General features: G+C 47.6%; 14 protein-coding genes and 2 pseudogenes. 6 read left to right on the top strand and 10 right to left on the bottom strand.

Annotated elements, in window-relative coordinates:
• Nucleotides 1-736: 736 nt before the first annotated feature.
• Together ACL2XO_RS23955 and ACL2XO_RS23950 are read left to right on the top strand one after the other, a co-directional pair.
• On the top strand, nt 737-3,985 hold the full coding sequence (locus ACL2XO_RS23955; RefSeq protein ID WP_413741684.1) for a hypothetical protein: 3,249 nt from the start codon (nt 737-739) through the stop codon (nt 3,983-3,985).
• Nucleotides 3,967-5,967: a hypothetical protein gene (locus tag ACL2XO_RS23950; protein ID WP_413741683.1), complete on the top strand. Its 2,001-nt coding sequence runs from the start codon at nt 3,967-3,969 to the stop codon at nt 5,965-5,967. The genes ACL2XO_RS23955 and ACL2XO_RS23950 overlap by 19 nt, the downstream gene beginning before the upstream one ends.
• A gap of 473 nt (nt 5,968-6,440) precedes the next feature.
• Here the strand turns inward: ACL2XO_RS23950 and ACL2XO_RS23945 are convergent, their stop codons facing one another.
• From ACL2XO_RS23945 to ACL2XO_RS23935, 3 genes are all read right to left on the bottom strand, one after another.
• Complete coding sequence (locus ACL2XO_RS23945; protein ID WP_413725627.1) at nt 6,441-7,004, bottom strand: hypothetical protein; 564 nt, start codon at nt 7,002-7,004, stop codon at nt 6,441-6,443.
• A gap of 227 nt (nt 7,005-7,231) precedes the next feature.
• Nucleotides 7,232-11,395 (bottom strand): hypothetical protein, encoded by a 4,164-nt coding sequence (locus ACL2XO_RS23940; RefSeq protein WP_413741682.1) that lies wholly within the window; start codon nt 11,393-11,395, stop codon nt 7,232-7,234.
• Between the two features lie 283 nt (nt 11,396-11,678).
• Nucleotides 11,679-12,766 (bottom strand): IS3 family transposase gene (locus ACL2XO_RS23935; RefSeq protein ID WP_413741681.1). Its coding sequence is split into 2 segments (ribosomal slippage): nt 11,679-12,514 and nt 12,514-12,766, totalling 1,089 coding nucleotides; the frame shifts between segments, so codons are not numbered across the junction.
• 96 nt (nt 12,767-12,862) lie between these two features.
• On the opposite strand from ACL2XO_RS23935, the gene ACL2XO_RS23930 reads away from it, so the two are divergent.
• From ACL2XO_RS23930 to ACL2XO_RS23920, 3 genes are all read left to right on the top strand, one after another.
• Nucleotides 12,863-13,084, top strand: coding sequence for a helix-turn-helix domain-containing protein (locus ACL2XO_RS23930; protein WP_413741680.1), 222 nt, complete (start codon nt 12,863-12,865; stop codon nt 13,082-13,084).
• 148 nt (nt 13,085-13,232) lie between these two features.
• Nucleotides 13,233-13,466 carry a type II toxin-antitoxin system Phd/YefM family antitoxin gene (locus ACL2XO_RS23925; protein ID WP_413741679.1) on the top strand — a complete coding sequence of 78 codons (234 nt, stop codon included), beginning with the start codon at nt 13,233-13,235 and terminating at the stop codon, nt 13,464-13,466.
• Complete coding sequence (locus ACL2XO_RS23920; RefSeq protein WP_413725622.1) at nt 13,463-13,849, top strand: type II toxin-antitoxin system VapC family toxin; 387 nt, start codon at nt 13,463-13,465, stop codon at nt 13,847-13,849. Before ACL2XO_RS23925 ends, ACL2XO_RS23920 begins: the two co-directional genes overlap by 4 nt.
• A gap of 615 nt (nt 13,850-14,464) precedes the next feature.
• Here ACL2XO_RS23920 and ACL2XO_RS23915 read toward each other — a convergent pair.
• Nucleotides 14,465-16,005 (bottom strand): annotated as a pseudogene (locus ACL2XO_RS23915) (IS3 family transposase).
• A gap of 69 nt (nt 16,006-16,074) precedes the next feature.
• Between ACL2XO_RS23915 and ACL2XO_RS23910 the strand changes: the two are divergent.
• Nucleotides 16,075-16,218: pseudogene (locus ACL2XO_RS23910) on the top strand (recombinase family protein); the annotation flags it as partial.
• 162 nt (nt 16,219-16,380) lie between these two features.
• On the opposite strand, the gene ACL2XO_RS23905 reads toward ACL2XO_RS23910, so the two are convergent.
• From ACL2XO_RS23905 to ACL2XO_RS23880, 6 genes are read right to left on the bottom strand one after another with little or no spacing between them, the layout of a single operon-like run.
• The gene (locus tag ACL2XO_RS23905) at nt 16,381-16,941 is read right to left on the bottom strand and encodes a pentapeptide repeat-containing protein (protein ID WP_413741678.1); all 561 of its coding nucleotides are present in this window, start codon (nt 16,939-16,941) and stop codon (nt 16,381-16,383) included.
• Complete coding sequence (locus ACL2XO_RS23900) at nt 16,931-17,671, bottom strand: ATP-binding cassette domain-containing protein (RefSeq protein ID WP_413741677.1); 741 nt, start codon at nt 17,669-17,671, stop codon at nt 16,931-16,933. Before ACL2XO_RS23900 ends, ACL2XO_RS23905 begins: the two co-directional genes overlap by 11 nt.
• Nucleotides 17,668-18,393: a protein mcbE gene (locus ACL2XO_RS23895; RefSeq protein WP_413741676.1), complete on the bottom strand. Its 726-nt coding sequence runs from the start codon at nt 18,391-18,393 to the stop codon at nt 17,668-17,670. Before ACL2XO_RS23895 ends, ACL2XO_RS23900 begins: the two co-directional genes overlap by 4 nt.
• A 9-nt stretch (nt 18,394-18,402) precedes the next feature.
• A complete protein-coding gene (locus ACL2XO_RS23890) occupies nt 18,403-19,596 on the bottom strand; it encodes a YcaO-like family protein (RefSeq protein ID WP_413741675.1) in 1,194 nt (397 codons plus the stop codon).
• Nucleotides 19,593-20,396 carry a SagB/ThcOx family dehydrogenase gene (locus tag ACL2XO_RS23885; RefSeq protein WP_413741674.1) on the bottom strand — a complete coding sequence of 268 codons (804 nt, stop codon included), beginning with the start codon at nt 20,394-20,396 and terminating at the stop codon, nt 19,593-19,595. Before ACL2XO_RS23885 ends, ACL2XO_RS23890 begins: the two co-directional genes overlap by 4 nt.
• A gap of 2 nt (nt 20,397-20,398) precedes the next feature.
• Nucleotides 20,399-21,259, bottom strand: a complete 861-nt coding sequence (locus ACL2XO_RS23880; protein ID WP_413741673.1) for an McbB family protein — start codon at nt 21,257-21,259, stop codon at nt 20,399-20,401.
• Nucleotides 21,260-21,301 lie beyond the last annotated feature (42 nt).

Below are 21,301 nucleotides of genomic sequence, written 5' to 3'. Positions count from 1 at the left end.
GGGATTGGAACCTCTGGTGGTGGGAATAGTTTGTTGCTCACTGTAGGCTGCCTATGGCTACACCCCCTCACCCAGACACATCCGTTACTTTCCATCCCCTTTAGCGCCGCCACGGATTTCACCGAACTGGCCGGAAACTGCGAGCTTTGTGCCGAGACATTGCTTGAGAGCGACGATCCGGCGCTGCGGATGGCGAAACGGTCATCATCGCCAAAGCGGGTATACCCTATGTTCAATTGGTGCCCATTTTGCAAAGGGACAGAAATCCTGGTGGCTATGAAAATAGAATCACAATGGATGGCAGTTTCAAAGATGCTGACGCAGATATTCAACGGATGTTTGAGGTCGGTGAATGAAGCGATTGCTTTACGTCAGCGACGCGCTGCAGGTCGTGACCTGGTATCAATATTGGGATGACGCCAAATGTCTTGCAAGCGTCCAGGTCAACTCCAGGTAAAATGCTATAAGGAAAAGATGATAAAAATAGCTTAATTAAAAAATAGTCAATCTTATCATTTTATACTAATAAAATATTTCTTCTGATGTAAATTATTTTATATATTACCAAAAAATAAAGTTTACTTTATTAATTATCATTTTTCTTGGTTAAGTTTATATTGAAATTTTGTGATGAGTTGTATCTGTAACTCGGGTGGCCCTCGGGTTATATTTAATATAAATTCATGATTTTATCTCCATCATTTCTAGCATTCTTAAATATCAAGAAGGATCCACGATGAATTTTTCAGTAGAGCCGATCGGTATACAGCCTGGGTCTTCTAATCACAGTAGAAAAAATACTCGTAGTCTACATCACCATCTGACATACGCATCATCAACACATAATACATTACCACATTATAAGGAGCCATTAAATGGACATGATCTCTACACTCTCGCAGCAGAGTATAACAAAGAAAAAAGCCAACGCATTAAATATCATTTAAATAATAAACCCAACCTTAAACCCCCTAACAATAATGTCAGAAAATTAATTTATGGCCTGCTTGGTTTGTCCAACATTGGCGATCATCAGCACAGAGCAATAATAAGAGATACCCATAGCGTTTTTTCATTACTTCCCATCCCCCTCCAAAAAAATAATACCATTCGTCAAGAAAAGACCTCCTACTTTTCTCCGGTCATTGACTATCCCGATGATAGGGCAGCCGTTCCCATAAGTGGACCAATTAGATCAAAACGCGAGGCCACTCCAGCGTCGCACCATAGCAGGACGGATTGGCAATATCGCTTGGCTCTATTTTTAAACAAAAATGCGGCGGCGGGAATTGACCCTGCCACTGTTGTGGATCAACAGCTGGCCATCGAGATATTCAACGCCATCGAACTAAAACCCCATTTATTTCCCGATATTGCCCGTTTAGCTCTTTATGGCAGTCAACTTTATGGTGAACGGTGGGGGGATAACCTGAGTCCCTTACAGCACACAGGACTTATCGGCCAGGCGCTGTGTAAGCTTATCTACCACGAAGACAATATTGTATTGCGTATAGCTAAGATATTTGACGGTAACCGTCATATTACTCAGCAAGCCTTTGCCGCATTAGTGCAATTCTGGCCCTATTCCAGTTTGGATGAAAAGGACAAATGGCTGTGGCAAAAAACGTTTGAAGCACCGGAAATTCCGTCTCTTTATTTAAAAAATCTGTATAGCGTGCAAACTGTTCAGGAAGGGATGCAGGAAATCCAGCCTGCCATAATTGACCTGGATAAATTGTGGGTCGGCAGTCTAACCTGGGCGTTATTGCAATTTGGCGCCCGCACCATGGTTCTGGAAGATCCGGAACATCTAAAATCCGCCAGCCTGCAATCCGTCATTGAATTAGGTCTCGGCCTGGTCAGTATGTTCAGGCAAGGCGTGCTCTCCTCCGGCGTGGAGCCGACGATGTATCTGGGATTATTGCTCTATTATCTTCGTGCCCGCCCCGAGCTGAGCCTGAACGAGGTTCTGGCGGCAGACACGCTGGATCCCGCGTTTGATCTGTTAAAGACCGAGCTGGAAACGCGGCATCAGGTTGCGCAGCGTCTTTATGACGGTTTTGTTTATTATCAGGTGGGTTTTCAAAAACCGTCATGGCGCTCACGCAAAGTGGCGGCCGAGGAATTGTTAAAACAGCATTGCGCATACGCGCACTCCCCCTTGCGAGATGATGATGACACGGGGAACGGGGAGACCGCTTCACAGCATGCAGATCAGGTCAGGCGCTTGATGGTTTCCCCCGCCGGCCAGCATTGCGAAGCGACAGGCACGCCTATCCCTGACCTGGATGGTTTTTATCGTCACGAAGTGGATCGTTTTGCCGAAAAAATCCGCTCACTGGACAAGGCGCTCTTGGCGGCGGCATTTTTGCCCAGCGATGTGCAGGATGAAAATATTCAATCCGAAGAGGTGCGGTTTTTGCAAAGGGCCCAGATTGATTGGGTCGCCCCCCGGTTGATGCAACATCGGCGCATACCGGATATGTTTTATTCCAATAAGCCGATACATTATTTCGGCAAGCCGGATACGTTTTTTTTTCAAGCCAAGCAGCACAAAGACCGCAAACTGTTTGCCTTGCGTACCACCTCGCAGGGCTATTTGCTGCGTAAGATCCCCCTGGAAGATAAGCATCTCAGCGATCTGATGCCGTATATGGCGGATTGGCCTTTCCCCGCCTTAGTCCCTCAGCATGAATTTTCACTGCTGCCGGTAAACGGCACCGACGTTATAAAGCGGTCAAATGAAACGTTAGATCTTTTCCTGGAGCGTTACGCTGAGGCCCATTTTCAGGCCTATCGGCTCAGTATTCATGATGCGGGCTACCAGACGGTAGAGTCGTCGTTACGACATGTAGTGACCACGGTGTCGGGTTATATCATTCCATTCTATGGCTGCGTCCGTGCGCTACATACCGGGGAACACCGGTCCGCCTTTTCGGAATGCCTGGTGGATGGCGCCATGGTGGGGATGCCCCTGGTCTTTACCGGCATGAAGGCCGGGTTAGGTCTGTTCAGGGAAGCGGGGGTAGGCATTGGCCGGACCCTGAGCGGTCCTATGTTCAGCGCTTCAGAGCAAGAAGTTTTCAGGAATGTCGTGCCGGCCACGGTACAAATTGCCGGTGGTATTGCGGCCACGCGGGCTCAATCCAAGCAGTTTATGGAGGCTATGGGCTTAGGCTTGTTGAAAAGCGCCGATCCCGGTATCAGCACGCTGAAATCAATAAGCATGCTCACTAAAGGGCTGTATTTAGCCGTTCTCGGCAGAACAACGGCCGGGGTGGTAGCCTGGCAACGAAATCTCGCCAGCGTCGCTGAAGGCGTCACAAATCTGGTGGCCGCCGATGTCCTTGATTTTCAAATTGCGTATAACCACCAAGGTGATACTCCCTTGACGGCCACCATACAGGGCACGACTTACCCGGTGCTTAAGATACACAACAGCAGTCTGGTGGCGATTGAAACCGGAGAACGTACCTTGGGCGGTCAATTGTTATTTGCCCAGTTGGATTTGCGAAGCCGGCTAGGCATTTACAAAAAACATTTCTGCCTGGATATTGGCAGTCCTCAATGCAATCTCACTCCCTACAGCCAGCCGGATTACAGGATTGAAAAAAATGCCGAACTTCCCCGTATAATGGATGTGCATTTTTTTTGGCTGCTCACCAGCAGCTCGCCCATTCACTTGGTGGTGGTGCACCCACTGTCTGTGCTGGACTTCGCTGACGAAAAATGGGTGCTGTTTGAAATAAACGCCAGGCGATGGGCTTTTTCCCGGGACAACGGCACCTTGATACCGGCGGACAATATTGACGATTGGCAGGAGCAGTCACATCACCGCGGTGAAACAGTTTCCATGATTGAACCCGGGGATAATGATCGTACATTGGGTCTTCGCTTAACGCCTGTGCGGCGCCGGAAAAAGCGGGAAAGCAATACGCCTGCCACGGTAATGGACTGGCAGCGGTGTTGGCCAATTACACGGTAACTGAAGAGGGCCCAACAGGCTTTAATGCCCTGATCCACGATGAATGCCACCTCAATGTGCAAATAGGCGAATGGCGTTATCTGCTTTGGCCGGAAAAAAACGCTGCCACTTTCTTGTTACGTCATCCTACACAGAAGAATGCGGCGGCATTCCGGCTGGCGTACCGGGTCGACAACGGCGACTTTGTTTTTACCTCGCCGGTGGAGCCTCTGCATGCCCACCGGCTGGGAGAATTTTTACGCGCCAAGATCAGCAACAACCGCCTGGCAACTCAGGAACCGTATATAAACATCCTTTTGCCGCCGCTGGTAAACGGGGCATTCAGTTACGGTAATAAAATGTTCCTCAAGTTTGGCGAGCGGATGTTGACCATCGCGCTGTTTAACGGCCTTTATCATACCTTGTCCACTGATGATGCGGCGGAGGGAAAAAACAAAAAATACTGGACTCTGCGCTATGAATTGTTCACGGGCAGCTTTGATATTATCAATGTGGATAATCATCCCCCCAACCCCGATTGGGGTTTAGGCGGGCCGCCTTCGCGGTTCGAAAAACTCGCCGCGCGGGCCTTTTCCAAAAGCACTTTTCCCACCCTTGCATCGCTTTGTCGCGTGGGAAACCCAACGCAGGACGCCGCGCCAGCTTCAACGGGCGCAATTCACACCCGATTACGTCAGGTGGCGCTGCTGTTGCGACTGGACCCACCGCGGCGAACCGAAATCCTGCACGCTTCCAGCGCTTTGCTCCGCGCGTTTGAAATGGATCTCTCCCTGCCGGCAGAGTGGATTGTGAATTTCCAGCCCCTTGCGTTATGGGCAACCCTGGTCAACACCGTGCAGCGTGTGACGGCAACCCATACGCCATGGGCGTGTCGGCAATTGGCGCAGATTGAGGGTCTCTCATGGCCGTTGCCGGGGCCAAAACTGTTTGGGTTAGGTCCCGATCTTCGATTATTTATTATCAGCGATGGGGTCTCACACGAGGGGGCACGCCAACAAAAATATGCCATAAAACTTTTCCCCGATCGGATGGAGGCGGAGCCGTTGTTGATGGAAGAAGGGTTGAGCCGTTGGCTTCCGGAGTTTGGCGACACGCCACCGACGTTAGTGACAAAGTTTGCCTTGGCGGAAGGCCAGCAACCGATGTTTTGGATCGATGAGAGTCACCAAATATGGGCACAGACGCCGGACGGTGTCAAAACGCGATTATATCGCCAATCAGCCAACCATCCTGTTGATGACATCATCGTTTCTCCCGACGGCGATATCGTGGTACTGGTCGTTGAACGCACGGCGCACCGTCTTCGCGCGCTGTATTATCATTTGCCGCCGATGGGCAGTGAGGACGCGGGGAAGGAGAGGGAACATTTTGAAGAAGCCCAGATAGCAGGGGAATTTGTCCCCGGTCGGGCATCCTGGGTGACGAACCAAGGCGAGTTATATGTGCCTTGGGTGAATCATTGGTCTTTTTTAGAGGAAGACCATCCCCGCTGGGTAACACCTGAAGGCTTCCAGCCGGACTTCGTCTCCCCTGACCAGCGTTTTCTCGGTTACGTTAAGCGCCATGATGTAATGCATGACCATGAAATCCTGCTGTTGGATACCACCAATGGTAAAAACCTGTTATTGCACCGCAGTCAGCCTGTAGGGATAAAAAGCTACGGACTGGGTAAGATCGTGAGCGTTGCCTTCTCCGCCCTGAATGCGCTGGCGGCCGTTGGATTTGCCGATGGTTATATTGAAATCTATCGCATAGGAACGGGCGAGAATACTACAGGTGTTTTATCCCTAGGCCACGGGCGCCTGCCGATGGGCCAATACGTCCTGGCGGACAGTCAACATCCGAAACCGAAACAGATGGTGATGAAATTTACCAAAGCCTTTGACCGGCTGTTGGTTTTTCATGACATTGGTGATTTTCGTGCCGACGATAACGGAAATGGAACCTATGCAGTCTCTGAAATATACCTCGCAAATCTCTAGAGGGTTTGAGGTTCGATGGAACGAAAACACGTGTTTGAACTTTGACCTTTATGATTTGCAGTGCTAACGATAAAAATAGTCAACTTAATGTTGCGCGGAGGTCGTGCCAGATTTTCTGTACGCCTCTCTCAGCCCTACAGTCTCTAACAGAGATTGTCAGCACGATCCCCTGCGGCGTACAGTGTTATCGCCGTGGGGAAGGACATAGCTGTAGTCGGCAGTAGTGTTTTATCGGCACTCGCGCGCCGCCAATCAACTCTGGCGTAAAACATCGTGATGAAGTTGGTTATTCTGAACGTATGCTGCCGGCATTAAGCACACTTATGCAGCGGGCTGGCGAAAGCATAGAAATATCCCGACCGAAACCGGCGCCGTCCCGCTGATGAACGACCCGGGAATGGGCGCAGGTGCCGGGACTGACATTGGAAGAGAGACAAAAATAAGGGGTTAACATCCCCCAAAGTCCATTGCCGTCACTTTTTTAACCCGAGTTTACCGGTCGCGGTGCTTGGCCAACTTATGTTCGTCGCAGCAACGTGATCCGTGCGGTGAGGAGACTTCGGCGGGGGTTGTTCGAATTTTATATAGGAATTGCACTTAGAATCCAAGTTCCACATTAAATTTTTATCAAGAGGGTTACCCGTTAAAACTAATTCTTGTACCCGACTGGTTAAAGAATCCGGGATATCTTTGAATTTATTAAAACTCAGATCGATCTTAACCAGAGTTTCGTGGCAAGGAGAGGGTAGGCCGGTTAACTTATTGTGGCTGGCATTGAGGGTTTTTACCAATGGGGGCAATATAGGCAAGCAGGAAAGGCCAAGCCGGGATAAATCCAGCTCTTCCAGCCAATGATGCCGGCAATGTATTAGTCTGCTCAAGGCGATGTGCCGATTCCTTTTTTCTTCCCCCCAGGCTTCTTCCGCCCAACGTTCCCATTCACCTTCATAATCGCAGGTCCATTCATTGTTCCTGATATAGTCGCCACCGGTGAAATCTTGCTTTGGCAAGCAGGTGAAGTATTCTGATAGTCGCATGATTATTTCTCCTCCTAAGCGTTTAAGTAATTAATACAATCCACAGACATTGCAATAATTCAATAGTTTATATTGCTTATTTTAATTTATAAAAATAGAATAGTTTCATTAAGCATGTTGAATAAAAGCGTTTCTTTTGTTGTTTATCATTAGCCGTAAATGAAAATCAAAAAAAGTTCCTATTCACAACGTGCTGACTATATACATCTTTATTTTTATATTATTACTCAGCTATAAGATAATGTAAATTTAATATCGATGGGGGGATCCATCGCATTGTCACCACCATAATAAGGTCTGATAAAATAATGATCATACCTTTTCATTTTAGCATATTCTTCTCTGAAGTGATTTTCGGAAATTCGTTCAAGTTTATTCTTGATTACGAGGTATTCGTCATTCGCAAAATCGTATATTTTTTGCGTCTTAGGATCTTTATAACTGATGCCGGTGATCAGTGCTTCTTCGAGAGGTGAATAGGCACCCACACAAATTTTTTTTGATGTTTCATCGACAGATTCAAACCAGACAGGATAGGTTTTATAATAGAGATGCAATAATTCATGATAAAGAGCTATGGCGGGATTTCGATAACGCCAAGGCTCAGTCATAATCGTTTTGCCGTCGCCGATGATAAAATTACCGGGGTCAAACGCGATAGCCCCGCCGGCACTGTTTCTGGCGTAAAACCGACCGTCCGCAACCCGCTCTATGGCGCTCATGGTCGGGGGTTGTATGGTAAAAGGTTGCTCTTGCAACGCCAGGAGAAGTTTGCGTCCCAGCCAGGTCTGCTTAATTTCGTTTAATACCCCTATGACGGATTTAATAAACACATCATTGCCCATGATGGCGATTTTTGATGCTGTTGTCTCGTCAATTTCTAAATTATAAAGTACAGTTTTCTGGTTAACACTATAAAGCGGCAGAGGCGTGGTAGATAAACCATCCAAGGCTAATGTGAACTTTTCAACACTGTTTTTTACCGAAGGTTTAATGATAAATACTAAAATATCTTTATAAAATTTTGGAATTTCATTGAAAAATGCAATAAGATTCTCCTCTTTCTCTTTTATATCATTTTTCAATAGCAGCCTAATATTTTTCACCCATGCCTCTTGAATAGTTATTGCATCTACCGTGGCAAGATCTATATTTTCATTATTGAAAACATATTTTTGAATAAATTTCAAGGCGAGCCGAGTAATTCGATGCATTGAACCAACATCAGACATTTTGTGCCCTCGAAATGCCAAACACATACGGCGAGCACCTTTCACCATCCGGTTTTTGTCCAAATCCTGCTCGGCATCAGTAAGTAGGGTATTGATGCGCCTACGCATATCGTCGAACCATTTTTGCAGTCCTTTTTTATAGAAATTTTGGCGCGGATCTTGCTGGATAAATCGGCCATCTTTGTAGCGTATAGCTATGGCATGTTTCCTCAGTTGGTTGCGCGGTGGCTGGATGTGATAAAAATTGAAATAATCTTGCCACGCGTCAATGTTCGCATAAAATCCATTTACACGCAGATAACCCTCCTGATCTCGGGTCCATTGCACTCCCCGTTCGTCGGGAGCGGATAACATCTCTTCGCTGATATCCGGATCAACCATATTGAACGTCATGACAGCCAGCAAGGACGGATCGATTTCTTCCGCAGTGGGAGGTTGCAATTGCCAGCGCCCGTCATCAAACGCCAGGCCATATTGAACATCCGGCTTGTTTTCGTCAATCAGGGTATATTTTATCCCATGCCCCTTTACGCTGCTTAATTTGACGGCGACCTTTTCGCCGTTCATCTCGATGTAATGCCGGTATACCGGTTGCCAAAAGGCCGCGTTTTTGTCCACCACTTCATAAATCGGCACGTGGCCATAATAGTCGGAATCGATATATTTCTTTAACACGCCTTCTTCGTGAGCGGCCAGCCGGATTTTGCATTGGTTTATAATCGCTTCTGTTGAAAGCACGGACGAAACAGGCCATGGCATTATGCTCAACCCGGCACTAGCTTCGGCGGGCTGGACGGTCTCCTGAGCAGGGCTTACCACCGGCTCTGCAACGGCCTCGGGGGAGCGTCCAGCCGCACTGGACGCCGGGCGCATAAGCGGCGATGCTTCCCGCTCGCCGACCCCCGTTCCCCCTCGCGTCGCCATCGGCGCATTGACGTCGACCTCCACCTCGCCAGAATTGGCTAACGGCGTCCGGCTTTGCGGGGTTTTCTCCCTGGGGCGCGCGGGACGTGATTTCACCCGCTCGGCGGGGCGGGCGATTTCCACCGCCTCGACGACCTGGGCCGGTTGTATGACGGGGCTGTGCGCCTTGCCGGGCTTCACCTTGACGTCTGGCAGGGCAATGTCCTCACGGGCTGGCACCGCGGCAGGCAAGGGGGAGCGCTCAGCCTCAATGGGCACCGGGTGGATGGGCGGTCGCGTTTCCCGTTCGCCAGGAACCGTTTTCTCGGGGGTAACCCTAGGCGCATGGACGTCGTCCTGCACTACTACCTCCCCAGGTTTGGCTAACGGCGTCCGGCTTTGCGGGGTTTTCTCCCTGGGGCGCGCGGGACGCGATTTCACCCGTTCGGCGGGGCGGGCGATTTCCACCGCCTCGACGACCTGGGCCGGTTTCATGATGGGGCGGTCCGCCGTGTCGGGCTTCACCTCGACCTCCGGCGCGGAGATTTCCTCTGGGGCCGGCGCCACGACGGGCGGGAAGATGTGCTCGTTCGGCGCTACGGCAGGCAATTCGGCGATATCGTCAGCGAAGGTCAGCGCAGGCATACTCTCAGCCCCTCGGGCCGGCTGAACGTTATCCTGCTCTTTTGGCTTAGGCGTAGAGACGCGGTTTGCTCCTTGATTGGGCTGCGCTGGCGGCGGTAAAGGTGATCCAACCACTGCCGGAATGGCGTCCACGGCATCCGCTTCTTGGCGCGCAGCGCGGTTGATGCCCACGGCCGTCAACATGGCTAGGCTGCCGCTTGCTGCCGCATCACCGCTGATTTTTAACGTGGCGCTGCCCCCTGCCGTTGCGGCGCTACCGGTTGCCACTGCCGTGCCGCCGCCCAACACGCCGAGACCACCGCTGGCTACCGCGGCGGCGCCTTCTATCACGGCAGCCCCGCCAGTGGCCAGTGCGGTGCCCCCGCCCACGGTGGCGCCTTGAACGGTTTTTTTCATCAACTGCGAAGCTAATTCAGATACTTGGGAAAGCAGGTAGGACGCTGGTCCCGCCAGGGAGCCATCAATATTTTCTGCCGCCGGCAGGACGGGTGCCGTATTATCGTTTTCGGGCAACGGCGCCGGGGGAAGACTGTCCGGCACCACGTTAGGGGCGACAATCTCTTCCGGGTCTTGGACTAAGGCAGGTTCACCAACTTTTTCTACCATAGTCGGAGCAGGGACATTACCGCTCTCCACCGGCTGTGCTTGGAGGATTGTCTCATTGGGCTCAATAAAATCTTCCAGCACCGGGGGTTCCGGTACGTTGCCGTCCGGCTCTGATATCACCTCCTTAGCCTGTGGTTTTTGCGATTTTGACACTATTTGCTCCTGCACGGCGGTCAACTGAACTTCTGCTCGCTCATCGATCCGGCCTGCATAATATTGCTCTGGGTCCACTTCATTATTAGTCAGCCATTTTTTATTTAACGATTTTTTTAAAGTGCTAGCGCTGGGAAATTTTTTCGCACGATGCTTCTTGTCAAAGGGATTTTTGGTTTTGGGGAAAGGTTTGCGCGGCGGTATTTTCAACACGTTTTCAGGTTGCGTCGCGTTACCCCATGCCGCCGCATTGGGAATAAGAGGGAAGGGCGACAACGTTGAAAATGCCGGAGGTAATGGGGGCGACACCGACGTCGGGTTCTGAAGATTTGGACTTGCAAACAATGGCGCACCGTTCTTCAGGCGAAGGGTGTGGTCCGGTAAAAAAAGGACATTGAGCGGTGCCTTTGGGTAATTATCAATCGGTAATATGTCATTAGGCTCCTCATTGGGTAAATAATTATCAGTCAGAAAAGGTAATGGGGGCGGATAAGCGAACGTATCTTTAGTAAATTGATTTTTAATTTCATTGCCTGCTCTTAAACTATTTTCCAGCTGTGGTGCCAGCGTATGCGTCAAATACAGCCCGGCCACCGCCGCTTGCGTCACGGTGTTGACGTGCAGTGTCTGGTCTGGGGGGAGGCCCTGCGCGCCGGCATTCAGGTTGTAGAGGTCTTGTGCCAGTTGGTAAAGTTCACGGCCCTGGGTGCGGAAATCCTCTTCACGCACCCGGTCCTCAGATTTAGGAAGATTGCGCGCCCGGGTAATTGGCAACATAAATAGGGATAACACCGGGGAATAAATTAATACGTCAGTTATTATATCCTGTACAGATGAGATAATTTTTCCCATAGTATGGCTCCCTAAAAATTAAACGTAAAATGATTATTAAATGATAAAAATAAAAATTAATTCTTTATAGGATTTTAGTTCTATTCCTTGAGAATTATTTAAAATTGAAGCGACCAAATTATTTAGGCTATACCAAAAAATATTAACAGGGCATTCACCGACTGGGAAGAAAGAAATTAGTCAGAATGTCAAACAATTATTACTGTTCGCTATGCTCGACACGTAAGTCTCCGACACTGACAATCGGTAATCTCCCCGTTTTCAACGGGATCTTTAAGTAGAATTATGCCACCAATGCGAGCTTCTGCATGGGCGTTATGCCGCCTAGCCCCATATGGGGACGTTCATGGTTATAGGTCCAAAGCCACCGCGTTGCGAAATCTTGTACTTCGGCAATATAACTAAACACATATTGATTTAGCCAGTCATGACGTACCGTGCGGTTAAATCGCTCTATATAGGCATTTTGCTGGGGCTTGCCCGGCTGGATATAAAGCAAGGTTATTTGATGTTTAATCGTCCATTTTTGCAGTTGGATACTCAGGTATTCCGGGCCGTTGTCGCACCGTATACAGGCCGGCTTTCCGCGCCATTCGATGAGCTGTTCAAGTGAACGAATAACGCGTTCTGACGTCAGGGAAAAATCAACATCCAGGACCAGGCCTTCCCGATTAAAATCGTCTATCACATTGAATGTGCGGAAACTTCTGCCATCACTTAATTGATCATGCATAAAATCCATTGACCAGGTATGGTTGGCCTTGTCAGGCACAACTAACGGGGCCGGATGAGGCCGGAGAATCCTTTGTTTTGGCTTGATCCGCAAATTCAATTTGAGTTCGCAATAAATCCGATAAATACGTTTATGATTCCAATGAAAGCCTTTGACGTTACGCAGAAATAAATAACACAGCCCAAATCCCCAACTACGGTGTCGTGCCGTTAAATCGGTAAGCCAATTGGCTATTTGCACATTTTCATCACGCAATTTAGTGCAATAACGGTAGCCACTTTCGCTGAGGCCAAAAATGGAACAGGCCAGGCGGATAGAGATACCTTTAACGCTGACTGCGTGCCGCGCCATCTCGCGTCGCCGGGATGGCGTTACCACTTTTTTTGCATGGCCTCCTGGATGATCTCGGATTTTAAACGCTCTTCGGCATACATCTTTTTGAGCCGTCGATTTTCATCTTCCAGTTCTTTCAGGCGGGCCATCATTGAGGCATCCATACCGCCAAAGCGTGAGCGCCACTTATAAAAACTGGCATTACTCATACCATGCTCGCGGCAAAGCTCAGAAACTAGTGTACCTGCCTCAGCTTGCTTCAAAATGGTCATGATCTGGCTGTCGCTAAAACGTGATTTTTTCATCCGAATCTCCTCGATTCATGTTACGAGAAAATTCTACTTATGAGTACCCCAGTTTTTCGGGGGGATTACCGTGAGGTGTATTGGTGAGGTAGAGGCATGAATGAGCAAGACTGGCATCCCGCCGATATTATCGCGGCGCTGAAAAAAAGAGGGATGTCGCTGCCGGCGGTCTCACGTAAAGCCGGGTTGGCTTCCGCCCCCCTGGCAAATACCCTGACAAAACACTGGCCCAAAGGAGAAAAGCTGATCGCCGAAGAACTGGGCATGATGCCGGCGGAAATCTGGCCATCCCAATACTGCAAGTTAGAGAGTCAATAAAGTAAAATGCCCTGCTTTTATCGGCGAAAGCGGGTAAAGGTAGGGCAAACTAATCAATAAAATCCACCATAATACCTGTTTTGACTGGCCGCTTTTTTTATTACATAATAGCTTAGCTAAGTTAGCTAACTTGATAATGGAGGTAGTCATGACAGTTCAGGCCAACATGCATGAAGCAAAATCATGTCTCTCGCAGCTTGCAGATAAAGCGGTGGATGGCGAAACGGTCATCATCGCCAAAGCGGGTGTACCCTATGTTCAATTGGTGCCCATTTTGCAAAGGGACAGAAATCCTGGTGGCTATGAAAATAGAATCACAATGAATGACAGTTTCAATGATGCTGACGTAGATATTCAACGGATGTTTGAGGTCGGTGAATGAAGCGTTTTCTTATCGATACACATGTTTTCATTTGGTGGTTGGCTAATGATCCGTCATTAGGCCCAACCACCCGAATTGCTATTTCCCGTGGTGGCAACATCGTTTATGTCAGCGCAGTGACAACGTGGGAAATTTCTATCAAGCGCTCCATTGGCAAACTGGAGTTTGACGTGGATATTGATGAGGCAATGGAAAAAAATAACTTTCTTGCACTGTCAATTACTCATGCTCATGCTGAGCAAGCAGGAGATCTACCACGGCATCATGGTGACCCCTTCGACAGAATGCTGATTGCTCAATCGCAGATGGAAGGGCTTACGCTCATTTCAGCAGATACGGCTTTTAGCCCTTACGGTATTCGCCTTATGAATGCACGTACCTGAGTAAATCCAATCCATTGCTTGAGAGCGACGATCCGGCGCTGCGAATGGCGCTCTGCGGGCGGTTTTCCGCCGGTATTACGCTGCTGAAGTCCACGCTGAACGATCCGTATTACATTATCTGGCCGAAAGCCTTACCGCTGATATCCTCCCTCTGTCTCCTTTGGTTTTGATCCCGATTCTGAACTGCTCTGCGATTACAGTCTTGTCGTGGCGGAGCTTTTGACCGGCGGGTCGCTGTCGCGGGAAAGGGAGAGGACGCTCACTCTTATCTTGCAAGCTCTCATAAACATCTTCACGACGATCGACAGAACGACATTGACCACGCCGCTGTCATCTTGTTTTATTTGATAAACAAGCCGGTAACCATCTGACCGCAGTTTGATTTTGTAGCAAAAGTCGACGCCTAAAAGCTGGTTCTTGAGAGACGTTAAAGCTTCATTTGATTCTGTGCGTTTTTTAAGCTGTTTTTGAATTTTTCTGTAACATTGCCGCCCAGTGCATCCCACTCTTTGTTTTGCGGATTTTTTAAACTTTAGTCTTGCCTTGAATTCCTTTGCATGTTTCGCCCCATTCCGATCACTGATTACCGGTAATTTTCAAGGTAGTTGTCGTTTTTTATGCTATTTTGCGTTCGTTTTCTGGGTTTAGGGAAACCGACGTGATGGGTTCCCAGTTGCGAGTTTCTTGTGTCCAGCGCTCCGGATGTTTTTCCTTCGCCTTCCCATACAATTTTTTACGTCACATGAGGATCTCAATATCCCGCAGCAGATGTTTTTCCTCAGGCGTAACATACTTGATCCCACTGTGCCGGTGCTTCGTGTTATACCATTCCACGAGCCGGTGTACCCAATCCCGTGCGCCTGTTAGGCTGGCAAAACCGTCCCGAGGCCATTGCGGGCAATATTTCAGTGTCCGAAACAGCGATTCCGAGTAGGGATTATCATTACTGACTCGCGGGCGGCTGTGAGATGGCGTGATGCCCAACTCATACAGTTTCGCTTGCATCGTGAAGCTTTTCATCGGTCCGCCATTGTCAGCATGAAGCACGAGTTGAACATTTCGGCATTTTTCTGTCCAAATCGCACGTTGCAATACACTGGAGGCATACTGCCCCGATTCTTTTTCATACACTTCCGCACCCACAATCTTTCGGCTGAACACGTCCATTATCAAGTACAGATAAAAATGGGCTCCCACAACTTGTGACGGTAAATGGGTAATGTCCCAGCTCCAGAGTCGATTTGGCGTTGTCGCCGTGTAACTTTGCGGTCGTGCGTACGTACCAGGGGGCTTTGCCCGCCCTCGCTGATGTATCAGCCCTTCAGCTTTCAGCACACGGTAAAAACTGGACTCGGATGCGACATAGATTCCTCGATCGGCAAGAATCGGTACGATTTGCGACGGTGGGCGATCAGCGAATTCTGCGTCAGTACAAAAACGGATAATTTGCTGACGCTCAAACGCAATAAGCTGATTGGCCGGTTCAGGGCGTTTGACCTGCGTTCGACCATCAGTGCGCAGCTTTTTACCGTTATACCAACGCTGTAATGTCCGGATATTGATGCCCGTAATTTGACACGCCTTCGTTTTTCTGGCTCCCGCGCTCACGGCTTCGTCTATCCAGGTCACTATTTTTTGCCGCTCTGGGAAAGAGGTTAGTTTTCCTCTTCGTCCTCCCAGAGGGCATCTAACTTTTTTTGCAGCACCAACAATGCCGCCGTTTCAGCCAGCGCTTTGTCCTTACGTCTGAGTTCCTTTTCCAACACCCGGATCCGCGATTTGTCCGCGCGTGTCTGTTTTTCAGCTTCGGCACGCTGACGTGAGGCCGGCTGATTAGCCCCAATGCAGTTCTGCGTCCACTGTTTTACCTGATCGACATAAAGACCCTTTTCCCGGCAGTACTCTGCAAGCTGATGTTCGGAAAATGGGGCCGTTTCCAGGATGATGGTGAAAATCTGTTCGGGCGAACGCTCATCAGCTGTATCTTCTTTCTGTGCGATAAGTCCTTCCATTTCAAGTTGCTTGCGCCATTGCCAGACGGTAGAAACGCCAGAGCCAATCTCGTCAGCCACTTGCCGAAGAGTCCAATTATAGGGTGGCATAAGCCGCATTATAGCTTTCTCTTTAAGTTCAGCAGCTACAGTATGATTCGCCATTACAAATCCCATCGCCCCTATGAAAAAATAAGGCGACAACTACCCTGACATAGGGGGGATTCAGCTGATAAAAAATTTGATGAACAGGGGGTGACTGTAAAATTTATAGCTGACGGCATCAGTACAGAAGGTGAAATGGGGAAAATAGTCGTCACTATCGTGCCTGCTATAGTCCTGGCTGAACGCCAGCGAATTCTGGAGCGAACAAATGAAGACACGGGCGCCGTATGCATGTGCTATCTTACCGCACAGCAGGATTACATGCGGACGGTTAGTGCACTTCAGCGCGAGGGGCATCTGCAGAACCACTCACCTCTCGATCTCTGGGTACAACTGGAAAAATGCTGGCCAACGGCGTCACCCCGAAATGTAAAGTCAGGTAATGGTGATGCCCATCCTTTTCAGGATCCTTATCCCCGCCTCCTCCGGTATCTTAACGTTGAACACTCTATTAATCTGATGGTTCAAATCAAGTCCCTGAGTATGAGAAAAATCACATTCTGAAAGTTCTGACCTGCGGAATTCGGTTGAAGTAAATTCCGATCCGGAAAAATCACTTCCAATCATATCGCATTCTTCAAAAATACATTCTTTGAAAGCATTGTTGGTGAAGTCTGATTTCTGTAAGCGCAGGTCAGTAAAGTCAACATATACGAGCTTGCATTTAAGTAACGAAAATGAATGCGGGAATGAGAGACCTGCCAGATTAACACCCTGAACAAGACACTGGATAAAGGAACAGTCGTTTATTCTTAGAAACGATTGTTTGAGATTTTTTATTACGCAGTCTTTGAATGAACATTTTTCAAACTCACAGTCACGAATCTGATAATCATCAAATACACAGTCGGTAAACACACATCCATAAAATTCAATCTTTTCCGTACTGGCATGAGCCGGGCGAAGCCCGGAGAAATTTTTGTTTTTATACATCATTTCGCGGATTCTTAGTCAAAATTTCGCTGATAAAAGCCTGCTCAGGCGTCTGTGAGTTTTTAACTTTCATAAAGGAATGCATGTCAGAATACTGTGACAATCCTTTTTTAGAAAGCATAAAAAAAGGTATTTTTTCACGTGTCAGTTCGTCTAAAATATGCGTTGAAAAAAGTACAGTTTTACCTTCTCTTACGATCATATCAATAAGATCCCATAAAAGCATTCTGTACTGAATGTCGATACCCACTGTAGGCTCATCCAGAAGAAAGAAGCGGGACCGGTCACAGAGCCCCAGCATCAGTGAAATTGTCAGCCAGCGTTTTTCACCATAACTTACTGCATAGGCTCTCTTGTCCTTTATTTTTTCATAACGGTAAAAAAAATCATCACTCCATCTGAGCTGCAGTTTTTTTTCAGCCTGGGATCTGGTCAATCTGTTGAAACAACAAATAAGGTCAAAGATTTCAAAATTTTTCAATGTACCTGAAAGATTCACCACTTGCGGAAGGGTAATCAGCTCACTCTCAGAAAATTCCTTATACATGGTGCCAGAAAATTTCATTCGCCCCCCCTTAATCAGGTTAAACAAGGTTGTTTTCCCGGCACCGTTTTCACCTAAAAGACCGATAAGTTGCCCTTCTTTCACTGACAGTGATATATTTTCGAAAACAGGTTTTTTATTCTTGTACGAGAATGACAAATTTTTTATCTCAAGCAGAATCTGAGTCATTGCGAACTCCAGGCGGGCTCTGTTCTGAACCGGGAAAGGGATATGATGCTCGCCAGAAACATGACGCCATAAAAAAACCCAGAAACCATATTCATGGGATTATGCTCATTTAGCATACTGGAGTAGATAAGTACGGGATTGACAGAGTTAACGACGTGGACAATTCCTTCATCCACCCTGAAGGAAATTATCCCGAAAACCATAAAAACCGTCACCATAACTGAAAAAATAACATTCGCAGTCTGAAAAGTCACAGGTAGTGATGCCAGCCAGGTAAATGAAAACATCAATATAAGCGAAATAGCTGAAGACTTCAGTGTCAGCAAAAAAATATCAGAATTAATTGAAACGCGAAAGCCTGTGTAAACAATCAACAGAAAAAAAATCACATAGACAAATGACATAATAACTGAGGCGCATAGCTGCGACAGTATAAATAAACACTTACTGTAAGTATCATGCACAAATGTTGCAATGAATCCGCTCTCACGGCGCCCATTAAGATAGAGACAGTAGCTGAAGAGAATAACAGAAAAAGATATATAACCAACAAACCAGGATACCTGGCTGCGCAACCATATTTTGTCACCAGAATGCCTATCGATATCATCAAAGTGCAGAAAGAAAAAAAGAACAACTGGTGATGCAATTGTCCATATTACACTGAAGGGCGCGCGCAATTGCTCTTTCAGGAAAATAAATGACATTTTAAAAAAATTCATAATTCATCCTCACGGAAATGGAACCATGATACTTTCACGTTCCTGAATCCCACTCCCGCGACTATAAATAGTGTTGTGGATATTAAGGGGGCCGGAGTTATCCATATGCAAAAATAAATCTGGACTGAGGGCCTTCGTATACCATAACATGCTATCACTCAGGAGATCACGGGCGTAGTATATGAACATATTAGGTGTGATCTCCTGCAGAAAATCAGTCACACTGTTCATGACGGAATGTTCACTATTCTGTTCAGAAAGCCGTGACGGCACAAACCTGTATTCCGTGTTCTGATACAATTCAGTGTAAGTAGAATATGTATTGCATGACATGAAATGTTGCTGATACCTGTCAATAATATCCTCAAAACGGTAGCCTCCCGTAATAAAATTATACATACAGATATATGACTGCCAAAGCTCAATCATGGATTTATTTAAAGCGGTCCTCAGGTCGGCAGCATAAGACAAACCCGTACTGTATTTTATTGTGCTGTGTTCGTTTTGTGTGCCATAAATGGTCAGAATGGCATAACCCGGAGCGCCGGGCATCGTCACATCCAGGATTCTGAGTTCCCCTTGTGCCTTCAGATTTTTAATTAATTCGTCAACGTAATTTACTCCGGTTTCACCGTCGGGGATCAGTTCATAATTAGCCTTTCCGGTCAACCAGTACAGGAGTAGCGACTGCCGCTCCATCAGCTCACCGAGAGCCCCATTTATGGCTTCTGTCAGGTCAATATGGCAGCTGCAGCCGCATGTATCCCTGCGGGGATAAAATCCCAGATCTTCACTTGCAGTGATATTATCCAGAGCAACCATTACGGCCGGGATCTCTACCTGTTCCAGAGTAAAGGCATTGAAGGCATGCACCGTCGAGAACTGGTGTTCTGAGATGCGGTCAGTTCCGACTGACGACGTCTGAACGAAAGCATTCAGGAATGCATCTGCGGATGATGATGGCATCATTTCATGCAATGTCTTTCTAGATACTGTCTTGATCTCATTGAAAAAATGTCGCCTTTCAAAATATTCACCAATAGCCCCCTGAATTGATTTCACTGTTCCGCCTACCGCACTCGCAGGAGAAATCCGCTCATAATCCCAGACCTGAGCAAAAGAAGTTGTCAGGAGGCTTAGTTTTGGGGCCAGAACGACAGATGCAGGCCATGCGGACATGAGGTCACTGTAAATATTGATCATGGATTATAGTCTCCAAAAAACTGCACAATAAGTGGTGCCGCCGTCCTCATATCGACGTTTAGCATTTTACTCACATAAGTGTCCGTAAAAGCCGCCCATACGCGATTACTTAGCCCGAGCCGATCCGCAACCATGCCGGCATTCTGATACATTGAACCCGCTTCCATCATTGCCATGCGATATCCCCGGTACCGGTATTTAAACAGTGCCTTTTCGAAAACAATAAAGTAAACCAGAGCAAAATGCGGCCGACCTAACCGTTCCTGATCTCCGCCTGCCAGAGCACGATACAGATCATTCAAAGCCGGTGCACCCGCTGACTCCAGGCTACGGCTGACAGGAAGATAGTGGAAAGCGTTTATGTCCGCAGGCCAGCCATCAGTATTTTCTGTCAAGCGGCACATAAAAACTTCAACCGGATACTGTGCCCCTCCTGATGGATAAGGACGGCGGACAGAATCCGGATCACCTGAACTGAATGCGTTGATAAGAAGACGTGTTACATCATCAAAAGAGATCTTCCTCTCATCGATGAAATGGATGCCTGAAGGTTTTCTTTCTGTGAAAATACGGTCACGTTCGTTAACTTTCAACAGCCGGGAGAGACCCGGTTGTAACAGAATTTCTTTATTCTCAAATCTTTTAAGACTTTCAGGCGGTACAGCGGAAACATACGTCCGTTCCGCCGTTTCAGTCAGTGAAGTAAAAAGGCCACGTGAATGGAACATTTTCACATTATCCAGTACTTCTGCATCCGAATAGTGTGTTACTTCCAGGAGTGAAAGTTGGTTTTTGTCCATAATCATTTCTCCGTGCAGTCACAGGCATGCCAGTGGATCACAGGTTCTCTGTTCAGTACGCAGGTGATTAGATCGGTACTCACGGATGACATCAGCGTATCAACGTGTACTTTCACCAGTGAATTACCAGCAAGTTCCTGCAGACGTCGCTTTATCAGATGCAGTGAAAATCCGCGCTCTGTCTCGCTCAGTGCTATGGCAGGTAGCCCGAGATCGCAGGTCTGTAGAAGGGTGAGCAGATTAGCCCAGGACATCTCATTACGTCGGAAACTCTTCTCTTCGCGGTTAAGCCACCGTTCAATATAGCAGTAATGACAGGGGGTACCCAGTTGTGGTGAATAAACGCCATCAATACGGAATATTTCTTTCTGATAGTAACTTTGGACAAAAGCCACATTTATGACGTGCAGAAAACTTTGATAAACCGCACGAATAATCGCGGACGAATAGGTTTCAAGATGAATCCAGACTAGCGTATTTTCTTTGATTTCTGTGGGAAAACTTTGCAGATTGTAAACTCCGCCTATCATTATGTTATCGCATAGCCACTCAGATTCAGACTGGCCGAAGAGGCCTGCGTTATCTGTCAGAATGATAACATTTTTCCACAGAATACTATTTTGAGCGTGAGTTTTCTTTATTATTCCATTGGAGAGTAGAAACTCCTCACCATCTTCCAAAGAAATATTTTGTTCTAAAAATAACAATGCAAGTTGTTCTTCCGAAAAAGGACCTCGGTTCTTATACAAAACATTGAGTACCTCTTTCATTCCCTCATGGTGCAAATCGACGGAGGATAAATAAGAGATTAGAAGGGATTTTTCGTTACGAGAAACGATTTCAAAAGGCAGCACTATAAGCATGATCTTCTCTTAGTCTTTGTCGGACTAAGGATGGATAACCAC

This window comes from Sodalis sp. RH15 (assembly GCF_047324255.1).
Taxonomy (GTDB): domain Bacteria; phylum Pseudomonadota; class Gammaproteobacteria; order Enterobacterales; family Enterobacteriaceae; genus Acerihabitans; species Acerihabitans ligni.
Note: the sequence above shows the minus strand (reverse complement) of the source record. Positions and strands in the feature narration are given on the sequence as shown.